This is a genomic window from Neobacillus sp. 114 (assembly GCF_030127045.1).
Lineage (GTDB): Bacteria > Bacillota > Bacilli > Bacillales > Cytobacillaceae > Neobacillus > Neobacillus rhizophilus.
This window is the reverse complement of sequence record NZ_CP126144.1, coordinates 2,177,296-2,195,966: the sequence shown is the minus strand read 5'-3', so window position 1 is coordinate 2,195,966 and position 18,671 is coordinate 2,177,296. Positions and strand designations below refer to the sequence as shown.

The window sequence follows — 18,671 nt, the reverse complement described above, 5'->3', positions numbered from 1 at the left end:
ATGCTTGAAAAATAAACATCAAAAAGGGCCTTTCCCCCGCTGCGTGGATCTTAAGCAGCGGGGGCAGGCCCCTATAAGTTTATACTTCCATTATAATAGGCAGAATCATCGGCCGTCTTTTTGTCTTTTCAAAGAGGTAGCGATTTAGTTCATCTCTAATTTCCTGCTTTAAGCTGGACCATTCAAAGCTTTCCTTGGCAATATTTCTTTCAACGATATCACGGACTAATTTAGTGGAGTCATCCATTAACTTTTCAGACTCCCGGACATAAACAAATCCCCTTGAGATAATTTCTGGTCCGGCGGCAATTTTCTTTTCCTGCTTTGTCAGGGTGACGACAACTATTAATATGCCATCCTGAGACAATAATTTACGGTCCCGCAACACAATGTTCCCTACATCGCCTACGCCAATTCCATCAATCAGAACATTTCCGGATGGCACTTTACCTGTAATGGCAATCTTCCCATCCTTCCACTCCACCACGTCACCGCGATCAGGAATGGAAATCTGCTCATCGCGAAGACCGCATTCCATTGCAATTTTCCGATGGGCTTTCAACATCCGGTATTCGCCGTGAACAGGAATAAAGAATTTAGGCTTCATTAGGTTAATCATAAATTTTAATTCTTCTTGGCTGCCATGGCTTGAAACATGGATGGTTCGTTTTCCGGAAACAACATTAGCGCCCGCTCTAAACAGCATATCAATTGTTTTAAATAAAAATACTTCGCTGCCCTTTAGCGGCGAGGCTGCTATCAAGACAGTATCACCGGGCTGGATATTGATTAGCTTGTGTGTCTGCTTGGCCATTTTTTGCAGAGCCTCAATAGGTTCACCCTGGCTCCCAGTCATCAAGACGGCAATTTCCTTGTCTTGATAATTCTTAATCTCATCAATAGATATGATTAAATCATCCGCCACCTCTAAATAACCTAAATCCATGGCGATGTGGTAAATTCGTTCAAGACTTTTTCCAACTACTGCGACTTTACGGTTGTTCTCCTTGGCAGCATTAAAAATATGCTGAATTCTATTAATATCAGATGCAAAGCAGGCAGCAATAATCCGCCCCGGTGCATTGTAAAACGCGTTCGACAATTCGCGCTCGACAATCGCTTCAGACGTTGTATAACCCGGCTTTTCAGCTTCGGTACTGTCTGACAGCAAGCATAATACACCTTGTTCACCGATGGCTGCCATTTTTCCAATCTCCGGCCTATAAAGCCTGGTGGCTGCCTGATCAAATTTAAAGTCGCCCGTGTAAACAATGATTCCTTCTGAAGTGTGGATACAAACCCCAACTGAATCTGGAATACTATGATTTGTTCTGAAGAAGCTTACTTGGACAGTATCTAAATCGAGAACCATATTGGAATCTATTTCGATAAAGTTAGCTTTTCCATTAAAGTCCTGCTCCTTTAATTTGGCTCCTGCCAGTGCAAGTGTCAGTTTCATTCCGTAGACAGGCACATTGATCTGCCGAAGTATATAGGAAAGCGCTCCAATATGATCCTCGTGGCCATGCGTTAAAAATATTGCTTTAACCCGGTCCTTATTCTCCTTTAAGTAGGTAATATCAGGTATAACCATGTCAATGCCCAGCATTTCTTCCTCGGGGAACATTAGCCCAGCATCAATGACGAATATGTCCTTGTCCACTTCCACCAAATACATATTCTTTCCGATTTCCCCTATTCCACCAAGTCCAATAATCTTGATGGATTGATTTTTTTTCTTTATCAAATCCTTTTCCTCCTAAACCTAAGTTGCTCCGATCGAAATCAGTTAGGTTTATTATACTTGAAATCGGAAAACCTTTACAATGGTAAAAAAGGAAAAAACCAACCGAGCTTTTGGCGGTTGGTTTCTTCGCATTTATTTCTCATTTAAAATTTCAATCAAATTAGCACGTTCCTGCTCTGTTAATCCCACTAGCGGCAATCTGACGGATCCAACATCCAAGCCTTTGATTTGCAGGGCTGTTTTCACAGGTGCTGGACTTGGTGCAGCAAATAATCCCTGCATCATCGGGAGCAGACGCTGATGTAATTTGGCTGCCAGTTGATTTTCTCCGTCAAAAAATGCTTTTACCATCTCTTGTAATTCATTGCCAATGACATGAGAGGCAACTGAAACAACCCCTGCGCCCCCGATGGACAGCACAGGCAGCGTGACTGCGTCATCGCCGCTGTATAATGCAAAGTCATCATCGGTATTAGCAATTATGTGCGTCATGGCATTTAAATCTCCACTCGCTTCTTTCACAGCCACAATATTTGGTATTTTTGACAAGCGGATAATCGTATCTGGGTGAATTGTCACGACCGACCTGCTCGGGATATTGTAGACCATTACCGGAAGGGTAGTTGATTCGGCAATTGCTTTAAAATGCTGGTATAGACCCTCTTGATTCGGTTTATTGTAATACGGTGCGACCAGCATAATAGCGTCCACACCGACCTGCTCCGCTTTTTTTGTCATCTCGATTGATGCGTACGTATTATTGCTGCCTGTTCCGGCAATAACAGGGATTCGCTTATTTACGGCTTTCACAACATGGCTGAATAATGCCAGTTTTTCTTCTTTCGATAAGGTTGGTGATTCACCTGTTGTACCTGCCACAACAAGTGAATCTGTACCATTATCAATTAAATAATTAATTAGCTTCGTGGTTTTGCCAAAGTCAATATGCCCTTTCTTATCAAAAGGCGTTACCATTGCAGTGGATACTCGCCCGAAATGAACCATTTTATTACTCCTTTCGAAACTTTCGCTCCCCAAATCTGGTGCTTCCAACTTCCTATTCAAAAGGTTTTCTTAAAAATCCAAGCTATTTAATTCTAGTGATTCATCTTCAAGGTGAAAGGCACTATGCAAGGCGTTTACTGATTTTACTAAATCCTCCTGCTTGACAAGGACCCAGATCGTCGTATGGCTGTCTGCCGATTGCAGAATCCGGATTCCTTGATTTGAAAGGGCAGTTACAATTTTTGAAGTAACCCCCGGCACTCCTGCGATCCCGGCACCCACTACGGAAACCTTGGCACAATGACGTTCAACCTCTGGCTCGTGTCCCAATTCATTTAGTACCCGGATTGCTTTATCTGTCATTTCTTCTGTAACCGTATATACAACTCCACTTGGAGAAATGTTGATAAAATCCACACTAATCTTCTCATTTGCCATCGCTTTAAATACTTCTGCCTGCAGGTAGTACTGTTCCTTTTTGGCAAAAACCTTTATTTGCGAAACGTTCGAAACATGGGCAATTCCCGTTACCAACCGTTCCTTGATGTCACTGCCGCGATTATTTTTATTTAAAGTAGTCACTAATGTTCCCTCGGATTCTGAATAAGTGGAACGAATCCGAATCGGAACCTTTGCTTGCATTGCGATTTCAACTGCCCTAGGGTGAATGACCTTTGCTCCCTGATAGGCCATATTACAAACCTCTGTATAGGTAACAACCGATAATGGCCGGGCATTTTCGGCAATGCGCGGGTCAGCAGTCATAATTCCTTCTACATCGGTAAAAATATCAATCCATTCAGCATTAAGTGCTGCTCCCAAGGCAGCAGCGGATGTATCGCTGCCGCCGCGGCCAATCGTCGTCACATCGCCATTTTTTGCTGCTCCTTGGAATCCGGCAACCACGACGACATCATGGCTTTCCAGTTCCCTAAGCAAGCGGTCGCACTTCATCTCGACAATTTTTGCATTGGTATGGTCGTTATTGGTTCTAAACCCTGCTTGAGCCCCAGTTAATCCCGTTGCATTAATACCGCTCTCAAGCAGCATATTCGTAAACACAATGCTAGAGATTACTTCTCCACAGGATAGCAATAAATCATGCTCACGTTTAGAAATGTTACTTGTATTGCCGCCAATCAGGGACAGTAACGTGTCAGTTGCATAAGGATCGCCCTTTCTTCCCATCGCGGATACGACAACGACTACTTTATAGCCTTCAGCCAATGCTTTTTCGATATGTCCCTGTGCATATTTCCTGCTAGTTTCATCTTTGACGGAGGTTCCGCCAAATTTTTGAACAATGATTTTCATGGTAAACACCAAAACCTGCCTTCTCTATTTTACAAGCCCTAATTCCACTAATCTTTGCGCAATTTGTACGGAGTTCCATGCTGCTCCTTTAAGAAGATTGTCGGAAACAACCCACATGTGGAATCCTTTTGGTTCATCAAGGTCGTTTCTAATTCTTCCTACAAAGACATCATTCTTTCCAACACAGTCAGCCGGCATTGGATAAACTTGGTTTTCCGGGTCGTCCTGCAAAATTACTCCAGGTGCATCCTTAAGAAGCGCTTTGATGTCAGCGGCGCTTACATTATCTTCTTCGATTTCAAAATAAACAGATTCTGAATGTCCCACAGCTACAGGCAGGCGGACACAAGTTGCAGAAACCTGAAGCTCCGGAAGATGCATGATCTTTTTGGTTTCATTAATCATTTTCATTTCTTCATAGGTATAGCCATTTTCCTGGAATTTATCAATTTGCGGAATCGCATTAAAAGCAATCTGATAGTGTTTTTTATCAGATTTCACAGGTAAAATTTGTGGTTCATACGATTCTTCATTTAAAATTGCCTTTGTCTGTTGAAAAAGTTCTTCCACCGCTGCAGCACCTGAGCCAGAAACAGCTTGGTAGGTGGAAACAATAATTTTTTTCAAGCCAAACTTTTGACGGATTGGTTCTAAAGCAACCACCATCTGGATGGTAGAACAGTTTGGATTAGCAATGATTCCATTATGTTCAAATAAGTCTTTTTCATTAACTTCTGGAACAACTAAAGGAATATCGGTGTCCATACGGAATGCACTGGTGTTATCAACGCAAACTGCACCGCGTTTTGCTGCCTCAGGAGCTAATTCTTTGGAGACGCTTCCACCCGCACTGAACAATGCGATATCTACACCCTCAAAGCTCTCTGGCTTTGCTTCTTGCACTGTATATTCACTGCCATTTATATCGACCTTTTTTCCTGCCGAACGAGCGGAGGAAAGCAGGGTTAACTCTCTAATTGGAAAATTTTCTTTCATTAAAGTTTGGATCATTTGTTGGCCAACAGCGCCTGTTGCTCCGACAACTGCGACGTGAAATCCATTTTGATGACTCATTCTAGTTCCCCTTCCTATTCACTGGCCGGTTATTCCTTAAGTTTAAGTTATTTTGCTGCCAGTATAGTAATATTTTTATGAATTGTTTTCATCAGCGGATTAACTTATTAACCCACTGATGAAAGATTAATTTATTTTATCATATTATTTGAAAGAAATAACCTTTTTTAATGAAGGGAAAGGAATTTAGTCCTCATCTTTGTATCTTTCAACCAATACCGGCTGAATCTGTCTACCTTCCATTGCTGCTTCCACTGTTTCCGGAAGCATTGTCATTCTCGCGACCATCGAATTTGGTTTATTAATAGGGTCATCCTGTCCGTAAGGAATAAAGAAAATGTTTTTAGTGGCCATCAGTCTCATCAAGTTTACCCCATTTAACCCTAAAGCGTCATTCGTGGAAATACCTAAGACAACCGGCTTTAGATTTCGAAGCGTTGCTTTTGCCGCCATTAAAACAGGGCTGTCATTCAAGGCATTTGCAAACTTGCTCATCGATACTCCAGTTAAAGGAGCAATTACCATACAATCGAGCGGCATTTTCGGTCCTAACGGTTCTGCCTTTACAATGGAATCAATTAGGTTATTGCCAGTTAAATCGACAATTCGCTGGACCCAATCTTCGCCTTTTCCAAAGCGGGTATCGGTATTTTTAACCGTAAAGGTTACAATCGGAACCACCTCTGCGCCAGCCTGCACCAGTTTTTCAATTTCCGGAAAAACAGCGTCATACGTACAATGTGAACCCGTTAATCCAAAACCAATTCTTTTACCTTTTAAACTCATTTTCCATTCCCCTTTCGATCTGGTTCTGTCTCTGAAAGCAGCTGGGATAGGACATCTGCTAAAATTTGCCCCGCTGTTTTGGGAGCGACAATTCCAGGCAGGCTGGGTGCAAGGAGGGCTTTGATTCCTCTCTTTTCTGCGTAACGAAAATCGGTTCCTCCCGGTTTTGAGGCAATGTCGATTACTATGGTATGTGCGGGTAGTTTGGCAATTACTGCTGCATTAACAATTGGCAGCGGAATTGTATTGATTAAAATGTCTGTACCCGACACTTCCTTTTCGATATTGCTTAATTGAAACGGTGTCAGTGCCATTTCCGTAATTCTAGCAAGATGCTCACTTTTTCTTGCCCCGACTTTTACTTTTGCCCCTAATGCATGGAACGCCCTTGCAATACTCATACCGCACCGTCCCAATCCTAAGACAGTTACATTAGAACCATGAATCGTAAAGTCAGTATGCTGGATGGCCATCATAAGCGTTCCTTCAACAGTAGGAATCGAATTATAAATGGCTACATCGTCTCTTGAAAACAACTGGACTAGTTTTTTGCTTGTTTGCTCAACAATCCCGTTTAAATAGGAATTGCTGATTCCTGAATAAATGGTACAATGCTCAGGAGTTTTCGAAAGAATATCCTCTGTTAAGACCACTTTCTCGTTGGAGAAAATCGTCTCTACTTGACCTTCTAAATTTGTGCCAGCAACTGGCAGAATAATGGCATCGATATTCGAAAAGTCAACCTCGGAGATTTTCTCCTTGACTGCACCGGTAAAGGCGTGGTCAAGCTGTTCAAATCCAATCAGTGCTAGTTTAGCATCTAATTCCGTTAACTTTCGGATAATTTCCAGCTGCCTGGCATCTCCACCAATAACGGCTATCTGCATCCCTGTCAGCATGAAAACATTCACCTTCTTTTTTTAAAGAATCCATTCAATTTTCCTTTGTTCTTTATCACTTCCCCATCTTATGTAAGAAAGTTTCAATCGGTGAGTTTTCCACGCGGGAATATGCAAAAAAGCCCAAGCAAATTAAATTGCTTGGGCTTCAGGCTGTCTTTTTTCTACTTATTAAATGTTATTAATATAGAGGCTTTAAATAGGTCTGTTGATTTCCGCTCCAGGAGCTTCGCTTTCCGCGGGCGTGCCGGGGAGCCTCCTCGGCGCTAAAGCGCCTGCGGGGTCTCCCCAGCCCCGTACTCCCGCAGGAGTCTTCGCTCCTTCCGCTCCAATCAACAGTTTTTCAATTAGGACATTTAACTCACAATAAATAATATAAATAAGTGGTGAAATAAATGTTTCAGCAAAAAAAGTATAGCTAAAGTGAATAATTTCCTTTTTATAGATGAATTAGTACCACGCGAAAAATCGCTACTCGACTGCAGACTGCCAAAATATGAAAAAGATTGCAACACACTTAGAAACGATGCAAAATGTGTGTTGCAATCCTTTAGGTTGATTTGGATACCCTGATGATTGGAGCGGAGGGCACTCGACTCCTGCGGGAAATAGAGGTCACTGGAGACCTCGCAGGCGCAAAAAGCGCCGAGGAGGCTTCAGGACCTCCCCGCGGAAAGCGAGTGCCCGGAGCGGAAATCATCAGGCCCATTAGCAGGGACCATCAATATTAATCTTCTTCCGGAACATCGATGATGATCATATCTGATCCAATCTTTTTAATGTGCTGCCAGGGTACTCTTATTTCATCCCCTTGCTTTCTCAATCCAAACCATTTGACGGAAGGGATTAAGAGCGCCTGGATCTGACCTGTGTTTTCATTTATTTCTAGATCAGTTTGGCCCAAGACACCAAGTCGCTCTGCTTTTTTTACATCGACAATTTCTTTTCCGCTTAATTCACTCAACCTCATATAAGCCGCCCCCTATTCCTCACTTACTATATATTTATAGAGGGAAGTCCTTATTTAGAATAAAGAAAAAAACAGTTCACCGAGGCAAACTGTTTATTTCTTTAATTATACTAAATTGGTTGGGAATTCTCCGTCAGGGCTGATTAACGATACGGAATACTTATCGGTAAATACATCCCTTGCCATTTTGTCTACGCTTTCTTTTGTCACTGCATCAATTTGTTCAATGATTTCATCAAGCGAGCGGTGGCGTTTTAAAAGAAGTTCATTTTTTCCGTTCCGGCTCATCCGGCTGTTCGTGCTTTCCAGACTCAACATAAGACTGCCCTTCAGCTGTTCCTTGCTGTTCGTTAATTCCTTTTCCGTTATACCTGTTTGTTTTAATTTATCAAGCGTTTCCTGAACAGTATCAAACAATACATTTAATTGCTTTGCCCCGGTACCGCCGTAAATAGTCACAATGCCGCTGTCTTGATAAGCAGAATGATAGGAAAAAACGGAATAAGCTAATCCTCTTTGCTCACGTACCTCTTGAAATAATCTGGAGCTCATGCTTCCACCCAAAATATTATTCAAGGTAATTAAGCTATAAATATCTTCATGACCAACCTTTAATCCTTTAAACCCGATACAAAGGTGCGCCTGTTCAGTTTCCTTTTTCCGTGAGATCCGGTTGGCATGGAAAACAGGAACATTTTCTTGTACTGTTGTGCTTCCGCCTTGGTAGGAGCCAAAGTAGGCTTCCACTTCTTGAATGAAGCTTTCTGGAACATTACCTGCAATCGAAATCACAACATTCTCAGGTGTGTATCTTTCATGGATATATTCCTTTAACGAATTGCCTGTAAAAGCGTTCAATGTTTCTTCTGTACCAAGAATTGGATAGCCAAGCGGATGGTCTTCATAAACAGCCCTGCTCAGCAAATCATGGACAATATCATCAGGTGTATCTTCATACATCTTTATTTCTTCTAAAACCACATTTTTTTCTTTCTTTAATTCCTCTTCCACAAAGGTAGAGTTAAAGAACATATCTGCCAATACGTCTAAAGCAAACTTTGAATGGGTATCAAGTACCTTAGCGTAATAGCATGTGTATTCCTTTGAGGTAAACGCATTTACCTGACCGCCAATGCTGTCAAAGGATTCCGCAATTTCTTTGGCAGTTTTGGTAGTGGTTCCTTTAAAAAACATATGTTCGAGGAAATGGGAAATCCCGTTTGTCTCAGGATTTTCATCTCTTGATCCCGTTCCAATCCAGATACCAATGGCAACGGACCTTACGGTAGGGATTTGTTCTAATACAATTCTTACTCCATTTTGGCACGTGTATTTGTTAATCATCGACTTCCTCCTGTCTATAAACAGCAGATGCTACTTCCCAATTGTTAATTATACCTATAATCACTATATTCTCCAACTTTTAGGTATTTCTTCCCTCAATTTATTTTATGACCCTTTCCTCGCTCATTAATTCAGAAACCGTCCCAATCTGTAAATTCTTTTGTTCGATTAAGGTAATTAATCGATCTAAAGATTTCGCCGTCGATTCAGTTGGATGCATAAGGATTAACGAACCATTGCTAACCTTGCCCATAACCCTATTAATCAAGGCGTCTGGAGATGGCTTTCTCCAGTCCACTGTATCTACCGTCCACATGACTGTTTTCATGTTTAATTCGTCAGCGATTTTGACTGTTTCGTCGCGATAACTGCCGCTCGGAGGAGCAAACCATTCTGTCTTTTTATCAGTTACCGCTTCGATAATTTCATTGGTTTTCACCATTTGTTCTCTGGTCTGGGCAGCTGTAAGCTTTGCCATATCCGGGTGGGAATATGAATGGTTTCCTACCTCATGCCCGGCACTGATAATCATTTTGGCCAACTCAGGATTCTTTTTTGCCCAGTTGCCTTCTAGAAAAAAACTTGCCGATACGTTATGATTTTTTAACGTTGCCAGCATATCTGATAAATATTCATTTCCCCATGCAACATTAATGATAAAGCTGACCATCGGTTTATCGGGATGCCCCTTATAAATAGGTGAGGGCGGCAGATCCTTAAGCTGCACTTTAGGCTTCACCTGTTTAAAGACAAGCTTCTTCTCATCAAAAGTGCCTTTCTTTTTCATATTTTGATAAGAAGCAGCTAGGTCAACTACAAGGCCATTGTATCCCGGTATCGCCTTCCAAACCGGATCGATTTTCGCATCTGAAGGTGGTTTCTCATATTCAGGCGCATTTTTTACAATGCTTTGGTATAAGGAATCCGTCTCCTTTACTGCTGGAAGTGCTGATCCCTTTAAGGCGGAAACATAATTATGTACAATTGGACTATTTACAATCAGGAAAGCAGCAAGCACAATTACCGCGATAATTATCTTTTTTTTCATTCTTCCTCTTCCCCCTTCTATACAGATTATGACGAGCAGGGACAAGGTAGAACGATGATAAAGCAGGCCAATAGAAAAAGAAAAAGTCAGGAGCGGCCTCCTGACTTTTTGAACGATTATTGATTTTGTTCAGCTTTTTCCTTCTGTTCCTTAAGGACAGCTTTACGTGATAAATTAACGCGGCCTTGTTTATCAATTTCGGTCACTTTCACTAAAATTTCGTCGCCGATTTTCACGACATCTTCCACTTTTCCTACCCGCTCTTCGGCCAGTTCAGAAATATGGACTAAGCCGTCTTTACCAGCAAAGATTTCGACGAAAGCACCGAATTTTTCAATCCGTTTTACTTTACCAAGATACAATTGCCCGACCACAACTTCACGGACAATATCTTCGATAATTTGCTTTGCTTTTTGATTCATTTCTGAGTCAGCTGAAGCAATGAAAATGGTTCCATCCTGCTCGATGTCAATCTTAACCCCAGTTTCTTCAATAATTTTGTTAATTTGCTTCCCACTAGGTCCAATAACATCGCGGATCTTATCCGGATTAATCGCCATCGTCAGAATTTTTGGCGCAAAACGTGAAAGTTCAAGTCTTGGTTCAGCAAGCGTAGCAAGCATGGAATCAAGGATTTGCATTCTTCCGACCTTGGCCTGCTGCAATGCTTCCTCTAAAATCTCACGGGAAAGACCCTCAATTTTAATGTCCATTTGCAGAGCGGTAACACCTTTTGCTGTACCGGCTACTTTAAAGTCCATATCACCAAGATGGTCTTCCATCCCTTGAATGTCCGTTAAAACGGTATAATGTTCACCAGATTTCACAAGACCCATAGCGATACCGGCAACAGGTGCTTTAATCGGTACACCGGCATCCATCATGGCTAATGTACTGGCACAAATACTTGCCTGTGAGGTAGAACCATTTGATTCAAGAACCTCGGATACTAAGCGGATTGTATATGGAAAATCCTTTTCATTTGGAACTACCGGTTCGAGGGCACGTTCCCCTAAAGCACCGTGACCGATTTCGCGGCGGCCTGGCCCGCGGATTGGTCCCGTTTCCCCAACGCTGAAGGAAGGGAAATTGTAATGGTGCATAAAGCGTTTTTCTTCTTCAATCCCAAGACCATCAAGAATTTGCACATCCCCCATTGCACCAAGGGTACAAATGCTTAACGCTTGGGTTTGTCCTCTTGTAAATAACCCCGAACCATGGGTACGCGGCAGGATCCCTACTTGGGATGATAAAGGACGAATCTCATCAATCTTTCGGCCGTCTGGACGGACTTTTTCAACCGTGATTAAGCGGCGGACTTCACCTTTGACCATCTTGTCCAAAATTTGTTTAACCTGTTTTCGCTCATCATCGGCAACTTCCTGCTCATCGAAATGAGCCAATACTCGATTTTTCACATCAGTGATGGCAGCTTCTCTAGCATGCTTCTCTTGAACCTGAATGGCACTGATCATGTCTGTTTCACACATTTCTCGTACCTTTGCTTCAAGCTCCTTGTCGAGCTCATACAGGTTTATCTGCCTTTTTTCTTTGCCGATTTCAGCAACGATTTTCTCTTGGAATTCAATTAACCGCTTGATTTCTTCATGACCAAACATGATTGCCTCGAGCATGATTTCTTCAGGTACCTCATCGGCCCCTGCTTCAACCATGTTAATAGCATCCTTTGTACCGGCAACCGTTAGATGGATGTCACTCTTTTCAGCCTGCTCCACCGTTGGATTGATCACGAATTCATTATTTACGCGGCCGACTACGACGCCGGCAATCGGGCCCTCAAACGGGATATCCGATACCGATAAAGCAAGTGATGACCCGAACATAGCGGCCATTTCTGAAGAACAATCCTGATCCACACTCATGACAATGCTGATGACTTGAACTTCATTTCGGAAACCATCGGCGAAAAGCGGGCGGATTGGCCGGTCAATCAAACGGCTTGCCAAGATGGCTTTTTCACTTGGACGTCCTTCCCGCTTGATAAAGCCACCAGGAATTTTTCCGACTGCATATAATCTTTCCTCATAATTCACTGTTAATGGAAAAAAGTCCAAGTTTTTAGGTTCTTTAGACGCTGTAGCCGTACTTAGAACGGCTGTGTCTCCATAACGGACCAAGGCTGCACCATTTGCCTGCTTGGCAAGCTGGCCAATTTCAACCGTCAGTTTACGGCCGGCCCATTCCATGGAATACTCATGTTTTTGCTGATCCATATTTTTACCCCTCTCTATCTAAATCACTTAGGAGGATGACGCGAAACCTATTCGCTGGTATCATCTTTCTAATGTAACTATAAAAAAGCGAAAACGCTTGTGATGTCAAACCAAATTAGTATTAGTATGCACAAAAAATCATGACTTAAAAATTATGTATGAAATATTCAATAACTTTTAAAAGCTAACAAAAAAGCGGGAAAAATCCCGCTTCTGTAAACTAACGACGTAGACCAAGCTTATTGATTAACACGCGGTAACGTTGAACATCTTTGTTACGCAGGTAAGTCAAAAGATTACGACGTTTACCAACCATTTTCAAAAGACCACGGCGTGAGTGATGATCTTTCTTGTGAGTACGTAAGTGCTCGTTCAAATTGTTGATTGATTCTGTAAGGACAGCGATTTGAACTTCAGCAGATCCTGTGTCGTTCTCATGAGTTTTATACTCATTGATGATTTCGTTTTTACGTTCTTGTGTGATTGCCATCCAGGTTCACCTCCTATTTCTCAATCCCCTCATGCCGAGCAAGCGTCGGTGATTCGACTTGCCAAGCAAAGGTTCATTTAGTACGTATTTAAGAATACAATGTTTTGTCGCAAAATGCAAGTTCAATCCATCATATATTATAGGAAAACTTCTCTTCTTCTATACATCAAGTAGCTTGTGTTTTGCCGCAAAATATTCCAAAGCCTTATTTTTATCTTTTTCAATTTGCTTTACAAGCTCTTCTATTCCAGAAAACTTTTGTTCATTTCGTAGGAATAGATGCCACTCAATTACGGCATCCTCCCCATAGATATCCTTATGAAAATCAAATAAATGAACTTCAATCGACAGCTTGACTGCCTCCTTATTAAAGGTAGGCTTATAGCCAACATTGCAAACACCATTATGCATAATGCCGCTAACCATCATCCTTACCGCATAAACACCTGTAGGGGGAATAATGTATTCATCATTTAATTCAATATTTGCCGTCGGAAAACCAATGGTCCGTCCGCGTTTATCGCCATGGACGACATGCCCTGAAGTTGTGTAATACCTTCCCAAAAGGTGCGAAAGTTCCTCAACAGTCCCTTCTTTAAGAAGTCGGCGAATTCTGGTCGAGCTCACCTTTTCGTTCCCCTCGGTAAATTCCGGTATAACAGAAAAGGTAAATTTCTCTCTTGAGTGAAATGGAATGGTCTCCATCGTCCCTTTGCCCATCCGGCCGTAGGTAAAATCAAAGCCTGCGGTCGCGTGCTGCACATTCAGCCCGATGACGTATTGATCAATAAATTCTTGAGGCAGAAGATTGGCAAATTCAACGGTAAAGTGAACGACAAAAAGATAATCAATACCCATTCCCTCGATAATTTTGATTTTTTCTGCTAATGGGGTAATGGATTTTACATGCTTTTCATTTTTCCCTAAAACCACTGAAGGATGAGGGTCAAAAGTCATGACTGCGCTTGACAGTCCTTGTTCATCAGCTTGCTTCTTTGCTTCAAGTATTACCTGCCTATGTCCGCGATGCACGCCATCGAAATAGCCAAGGGCCATTGATAAGGGAGGCAGCGCCCGCAGATCTGACACATTTAGTGGAAAACTTAATCTTTTTACTTCCAACTGAAACTCACCTTTTCTATACAGGAACCTTTATTCGAGTTCATTTCTTAGAACCTTCATCGGCTTTAAGAGGCCTTGCTTATTGGGATGCTTTGCATAGATAGCAAGCGCCAGCCCTTCAGCCGTTTCGGCAATAATAGGTCCGTCACAAGTTTTTAAATTCTCTGGAATTTCTAAAAGTGCACCGTTTTTCACTTTCTCTGCTACTTTATCATTAATCCGCATTTTCGGCAAATGAGAAAGTGCCGATTCCAATGGTCGTAAAACCTGTGAAATGCTCCCTTCAGCCATAAACCTTTCCACTTCTTCAAGCGTTAGGCAATCAGTAAGCGTGAACGAAGCCGATTGCGTCCTTACCAATTTCGACATATGCGCTGGAAACCCCAAGGCCTCACCAATCATGACAGCCAAGGTTCGAATATAAGTGCCTTTACTGCAACTAACCCGAAAGCGGAAGCTGATGGTTTCGCCAGCAAATTCAGTCCTCTCATCCATAAGGTTAATCGAATAAATCATTACTTTCCTCGATGGGCGTTCCACCACAATCCCTTTTCGGGCATATTCATAAAGACGGACCCCATTCACTTTAACGGCGGAATACATTGGCGGTGTTTGCTCAATTTCGCCGGTTAACGACTGCAGTACCTTTAGAATTTCTTCGCGGCTGATGGTCCGGTTAACCATTTTCTTTTCTACCACTTCACCAGAAGCATCTTCCGTTGTCGTGGAAAAACCAATGGTTACTTCCCCTTCATACGCCTTGCCTGCATCTGTAATATACTCGGCTATTTTTGTCGCTTTCCCGATACAGATTGGGAGAACTCCGGTTACATCAGGGTCAAGTGTTCCAGTATGACCGATTTTCTTTGTTTTTAAGATTTTCCGTAATTTAAAAACACAATCATGAGAGGTAAGCCCCGCCGGCTTCAATAATGGTAAAATGCCTTCCAATTTTCACAACCTCTTTCCTGTTATCCCCGAAAAAAATGGATAGACTTTTTCGTCTATCCATTTTCCTCATTTGTGAGGATATGCAAACTATTTGGTATAAGATGAGTTATTCTTCTTCATTTTTTTCCATCGGGCTTCCGTCGGAATGTAAATCATGAAGAAGTGTTTCGATGCGATTCCCATAATCAATGGATTCGTCGAATTCAAAGATAATTTCCGGAGTTTTGCGAAGGCGAATACGATGGCCGATTTCGCTTCGAATAAATCCTTTTGCTTTTGCAAGGCCTTTAAGCGTATTCTCCTTCTGTTCATCATCACCCAATACCGAAATAAAAACTTTAGCTTGCTGCAAATCGCCTGTTACCTGAACGTCTGTAACGGTCACAAAACCAATCCGAGGATCTTTTATCTTGCGTCCGATAATGTCACTCAGTTCTTTTTTCATTTGCTCTCCAACACGATTTGGTCTGTGGCTCATTCAATTCACCTCTTCATTTAAAGCCATTCCATTTCGGTGACTGTTCTTTCTATCTCTGGAAATGAGTCAATTAGTTTTAATGCATTCTGCAGCTCATGCTCTGTTGAGACCCGCGCTGCTGTAACAGCGACAATGGCTATTTTTGTTCGCTGCCAGACATCGTGATAATCAACCTCTGCTGCTGACACATTAAATTTTTGTTTTAAACGAGTTAGAATTCGCTGTAAAACAGCTCGCTTCTCTTTTAAGGAATGTGCATCGTAAATGATGCATTCACAAACGGCGGCGCCGATTATCATTTCCGCTCGATTTCCTCCATTACAAACGCTTCAATAATATCTCCCTCTTTAACATCGTTAAAGTTCTTAATGGTGATACCGCATTCGTAGCCTTGGGATACTTCCTTGGCATCATCCTTGAAGCGTTTTAAGGCATCAATCTCACCTTCAAAAATAACAACCCCATCACGAATGACACGAATACCGCTATCACGGGTAATTTTTCCGTCGATTACATATGAACCGGCAATCGTTCCGACCTTTGAAACTTTAAATGTCTGGCGGACCTCAGCCTGACCGATAACTTTCTCAACAAATTCCGGATCAAGCATACCCTTCATGGCCGCTTCCATCTCTTCAATGACTTTATAAATAATGCGGTGCAAACGGACATCTACTTTTTCCGCATCTGCTGCACGTTTGGCATTCACGTCAGGACGAACATTAAAGCCGATGACTATGGCGTTTGAAGCAGCCGCGAGCGTGATATCAGATTCGTTAATGGCACCTGTTCCATTATGGATAATTTTGATGTTTACACCTTCGACATCAATTTTTTGCAAGGAAGCAGCTAACGCCTCTGCAGAACCTTGAACGTCTGATTTCAAAATGACATTCAGATCCTTCATTTCTCCCTGCTTTAATTGTTCAAAGAGATTGTCTAGGCTGACACGGGTTTTTTCACCGCGCTGGGCAACCAATGCGATTTGAGCACGTGATTCTCCAACTTGACGGGCTGTTTTCTCATCGTCAAATACAACGAAGCGGTCTCCAGCCTGAGGTACATCACTTAGTCCGGTAATTTCAACCGGTGTAGATGGACCTGCATCCTTAACCCGGCGTCCTAAATCGTTCACCATTGCCCGTACACGTCCGAATGTATTACCGACGACAATTGGATCGCCAATTTTTAGCGTTCCATTCTGAACAAGCAAGGTTGCAACGGATCCGCGTCCTTTATCCAATCTAGCCTCAATGACAGTTCCTACTGCATTCCGTTTCGGATTTGCTTTATATTCTTCTACTTCACTTACTAACAGGATCATTTCAAGAAGACTGTCGATTCCCTCACCTGTTTTAGCGGAAAGCGGAACAAAAATAGTATCCCCGCCCCAAGCCTCGGCTACTAAACCGTGCTCAGTAAGCTCTTGCATAACCCGGTCGGCATTTGCTGCTGGTTTATCCATTTTATTAACAGCAACAATAATCGGAACTTCAGCTGCCTTAGCATGGTTAATTGCTTCTACTGTCTGCGGCATAACTCCGTCATCAGCAGCAACCACTAGGATTGTAATATCTGTAATTTGCGCACCACGGGCCCGCATTGTTGTAAACGCAGCGTGTCCAGGTGTGTCAAGGAATGTAATTTTCTTACCGTTTTCGATTACCTGGTAGGCACCAATATGCTGAGTGATTCCGCCTGCCTCTCCCTCGGTAACTTTTGTATTTCGGATGGAGTCAAGCAAGGTTGTTTTACCATGGTCAACGTGTCCCATGATTGTCACAACAGCAGGGCGTTCCACTTGGTTTTCCGCTGTATCCTCTGTGAAGTAAATTTCTAAATCGGTCGTATCAACTTTAATTTCTTCTTCGACCTCGACACCATACTCACCGGCAATTAATTCAATCGCATCTTTGTCTAAATCCTGATTGATTGTTGCCATGATGCCAAGCAGGAACAGCTTTTTGATTATTTCAGAAGGCTCTCTGTGCAGCTTCTTGGCCAGTTCTGCAACCGTTAAAGATTCACTGAAGGTAATTTTAGCTGGAAGCTCCTTCTCTTTCTTCTTTTGCGGCGCTTGGGATTGCTGCGTATGGTTTTGTTGATGATTCCGCTTCTTATTTTGTTGATGATTACGATTTTGTTGTTGATTATTATGGGGACGATTTTTGTTTTTCCCAGCTTGAAATGCTTTATTTTCTTTGGATTGAAATTCCTGTTCATGTTTTTTGCCTTCTTTGGCTTTTGGTGCTCCCGGAGCAACCTTTACTTTGGAAGGCACGACAAGTTTTTCATCATCTTCCTCATAAGCCTTTGGCGTCGTTTTAGTCTGCACCTGAGGCTTTGTCTGAACCTTTTGCTGAGTTTGTCGACCATTGTTATTGTTATTGTTTCGGTTTTGTTCGGCTGTATTTCCAGTCTTTTTCTGCTGCTCTTTAGTTTCCTTTTTATTGTAGGCAGCATCAAGCTTTTTAATATCTGATGATTCTAGAGTTGCCATATGATTTGAAACCTCTATGTTCATTTCTTTTAATTTTGTAATGATTTCTTTACTAGATAGGTTATGTTTTTTTGCATACTCATAAACACGCATTTTACTCATTATTTTCACCCCCGCAAGATTTAATCGAGCACTTGTTTAAGTTTTTTGGCAAATCCATCATCCAAAACGGCTGCCACAACGCGGGCCTCTTTGCCAATCGCCTGGCCAAGAAGGTAACGATTTTCAACCATTTTAATTGGAACCTCATACGAATTACATTTGTCGGTAATTTTTTTTGTCGTATTTTGAGATGCATCTGCGGATAATAAAACGAGCTTCGCATTTCCACTGCGGATTTGCTTAACGGTCAGCTCCTCACCTGATATTACTTTTCGTGCTCGATTGGCCAGTCCAAGTAATGACATCCATTGGTTTTCGTTCATTTAGACGACCCGTTCTCCTTCTCTATCAACTCTAAAAGCTCATCATATAACGATTCGGAAATCGTAACCTCTAAATGGTTTGCCAAAATATTCTTTTTCTTTGCCAAGAGGACGGCATCTTTTTCCTTTGAAAGATATGCACCCCTGCCCGATTTTTTTCCAGTTAAATCGACGGATACATCTCCTTCTTTTGAGCGAACGATGCGAACGAGTTCTTTTTTCGGCTTCATTTCACCAGTGGCCACACATTTCCGCATAGGAACTTTTTTTCTTGTGTTCACCAT

The 18,671-nt window shown here is 42.1% G+C and carries 18 protein-coding genes; all 18 read right to left on the bottom strand.

All coding sequences use genetic code 11. From position 1 onward, the window contains the following. Window positions 1-79: 79 nt before the first annotated feature. The 18 genes from QNN06_RS11000 to rnpM all read right to left on the bottom strand — a co-directional run bounded on the left by QNN06_RS11000 (window position 80) and on the right by rnpM (window position 18,668). A complete protein-coding gene (locus QNN06_RS11000; protein WP_254124405.1) occupies window positions 80-1,747 on the bottom strand; it encodes a ribonuclease J in 1,668 nt (555 codons plus the stop codon). Between the two features lie 132 nt (window positions 1,748-1,879). Then, the gene (dapA, locus tag QNN06_RS10995; protein ID WP_213116311.1) at window positions 1,880-2,752 is read right to left on the bottom strand and encodes a 4-hydroxy-tetrahydrodipicolinate synthase; all 873 of its coding nucleotides are present in this window, start codon (window positions 2,750-2,752) and stop codon (window positions 1,880-1,882) included. 69 nt (window positions 2,753-2,821) lie between these two features. After that, complete coding sequence (gene dapG, locus QNN06_RS10990; protein WP_213116912.1) at window positions 2,822-4,066, bottom strand: aspartate kinase; 1,245 nt, start codon at window positions 4,064-4,066, stop codon at window positions 2,822-2,824. 24 nt (window positions 4,067-4,090) lie between these two features. Then, window positions 4,091-5,140, bottom strand: coding sequence for an aspartate-semialdehyde dehydrogenase (gene asd, locus QNN06_RS10985; protein WP_284037550.1), 1,050 nt, complete (start codon window positions 5,138-5,140; stop codon window positions 4,091-4,093). A 186-nt stretch (window positions 5,141-5,326) separates the two neighbouring features. Continuing rightward, window positions 5,327-5,926: a dipicolinate synthase subunit B gene (gene dpaB, locus QNN06_RS10980; RefSeq protein WP_213116313.1), complete on the bottom strand. Its 600-nt coding sequence runs from the start codon at window positions 5,924-5,926 to the stop codon at window positions 5,327-5,329. After that, window positions 5,923-6,825: a dipicolinic acid synthetase subunit A gene (gene dpaA / locus QNN06_RS10975; RefSeq protein WP_213116314.1), complete on the bottom strand. Its 903-nt coding sequence runs from the start codon at window positions 6,823-6,825 to the stop codon at window positions 5,923-5,925. Before dpaA ends, dpaB begins: the two co-directional genes overlap by 4 nt. A gap of 727 nt (window positions 6,826-7,552) precedes the next feature. Then, window positions 7,553-7,795: a YlmC/YmxH family sporulation protein gene (locus QNN06_RS10970; RefSeq protein ID WP_213116315.1), complete on the bottom strand. Its 243-nt coding sequence runs from the start codon at window positions 7,793-7,795 to the stop codon at window positions 7,553-7,555. 105 nt (window positions 7,796-7,900) lie between these two features. Then, window positions 7,901-9,139 (bottom strand): M16 family metallopeptidase, encoded by a 1,239-nt coding sequence (locus tag QNN06_RS10965; protein ID WP_284037549.1) that lies wholly within the window; start codon window positions 9,137-9,139, stop codon window positions 7,901-7,903. A 100-nt stretch (window positions 9,140-9,239) separates the two neighbouring features. After that, complete coding sequence (locus tag QNN06_RS10960) at window positions 9,240-10,187, bottom strand: polysaccharide deacetylase family protein (protein ID WP_213116317.1); 948 nt, start codon at window positions 10,185-10,187, stop codon at window positions 9,240-9,242. A gap of 116 nt (window positions 10,188-10,303) precedes the next feature. Next, a complete protein-coding gene (gene pnp, locus QNN06_RS10955; RefSeq protein WP_213116318.1) occupies window positions 10,304-12,421 on the bottom strand; it encodes a polyribonucleotide nucleotidyltransferase in 2,118 nt (705 codons plus the stop codon). Window positions 12,422-12,641: 220 nt separating this feature from the next. Next, window positions 12,642-12,911, bottom strand: coding sequence for a 30S ribosomal protein S15 (gene rpsO / locus QNN06_RS10950; RefSeq protein ID WP_213116319.1), 270 nt, complete (start codon window positions 12,909-12,911; stop codon window positions 12,642-12,644). Between the two features lie 159 nt (window positions 12,912-13,070). Then, window positions 13,071-14,033 (bottom strand): bifunctional riboflavin kinase/FAD synthetase, encoded by a 963-nt coding sequence (gene ribF / locus QNN06_RS10945; protein WP_213116320.1) that lies wholly within the window; start codon window positions 14,031-14,033, stop codon window positions 13,071-13,073. A 30-nt stretch (window positions 14,034-14,063) separates the two neighbouring features. Further along, entirely contained in the window at window positions 14,064-14,984 is a 921-nt protein-coding gene (gene truB / locus QNN06_RS10940; RefSeq protein WP_213116321.1) for a tRNA pseudouridine(55) synthase TruB, read from the bottom strand. 106 nt (window positions 14,985-15,090) lie between these two features. Then, entirely contained in the window at window positions 15,091-15,462 is a 372-nt protein-coding gene (gene rbfA, locus QNN06_RS10935; RefSeq protein WP_213116322.1) for a 30S ribosome-binding factor RbfA, read from the bottom strand. 17 nt (window positions 15,463-15,479) lie between these two features. Continuing rightward, on the bottom strand, window positions 15,480-15,758 hold the full coding sequence (locus tag QNN06_RS10930; protein ID WP_213141302.1) for a DUF503 domain-containing protein: 279 nt from the start codon (window positions 15,756-15,758) through the stop codon (window positions 15,480-15,482). Then, window positions 15,758-18,064 (bottom strand): translation initiation factor IF-2, encoded by a 2,307-nt coding sequence (gene infB, locus QNN06_RS10925; protein ID WP_213116323.1) that lies wholly within the window; start codon window positions 18,062-18,064, stop codon window positions 15,758-15,760. The genes QNN06_RS10930 and infB overlap by 1 nt, the downstream gene beginning before the upstream one ends. Before the next feature lie 20 nt (window positions 18,065-18,084). After that, window positions 18,085-18,387 carry a YlxQ family RNA-binding protein gene (locus QNN06_RS10920; protein ID WP_213116324.1) on the bottom strand — a complete coding sequence of 101 codons (303 nt, stop codon included), beginning with the start codon at window positions 18,385-18,387 and terminating at the stop codon, window positions 18,085-18,087. Beyond that, complete coding sequence (gene rnpM / locus QNN06_RS10915) at window positions 18,384-18,668, bottom strand: RNase P modulator RnpM (RefSeq protein ID WP_213116325.1); 285 nt, start codon at window positions 18,666-18,668, stop codon at window positions 18,384-18,386. The genes QNN06_RS10920 and rnpM overlap by 4 nt, the downstream gene beginning before the upstream one ends. Window positions 18,669-18,671 lie beyond the last annotated feature (3 nt).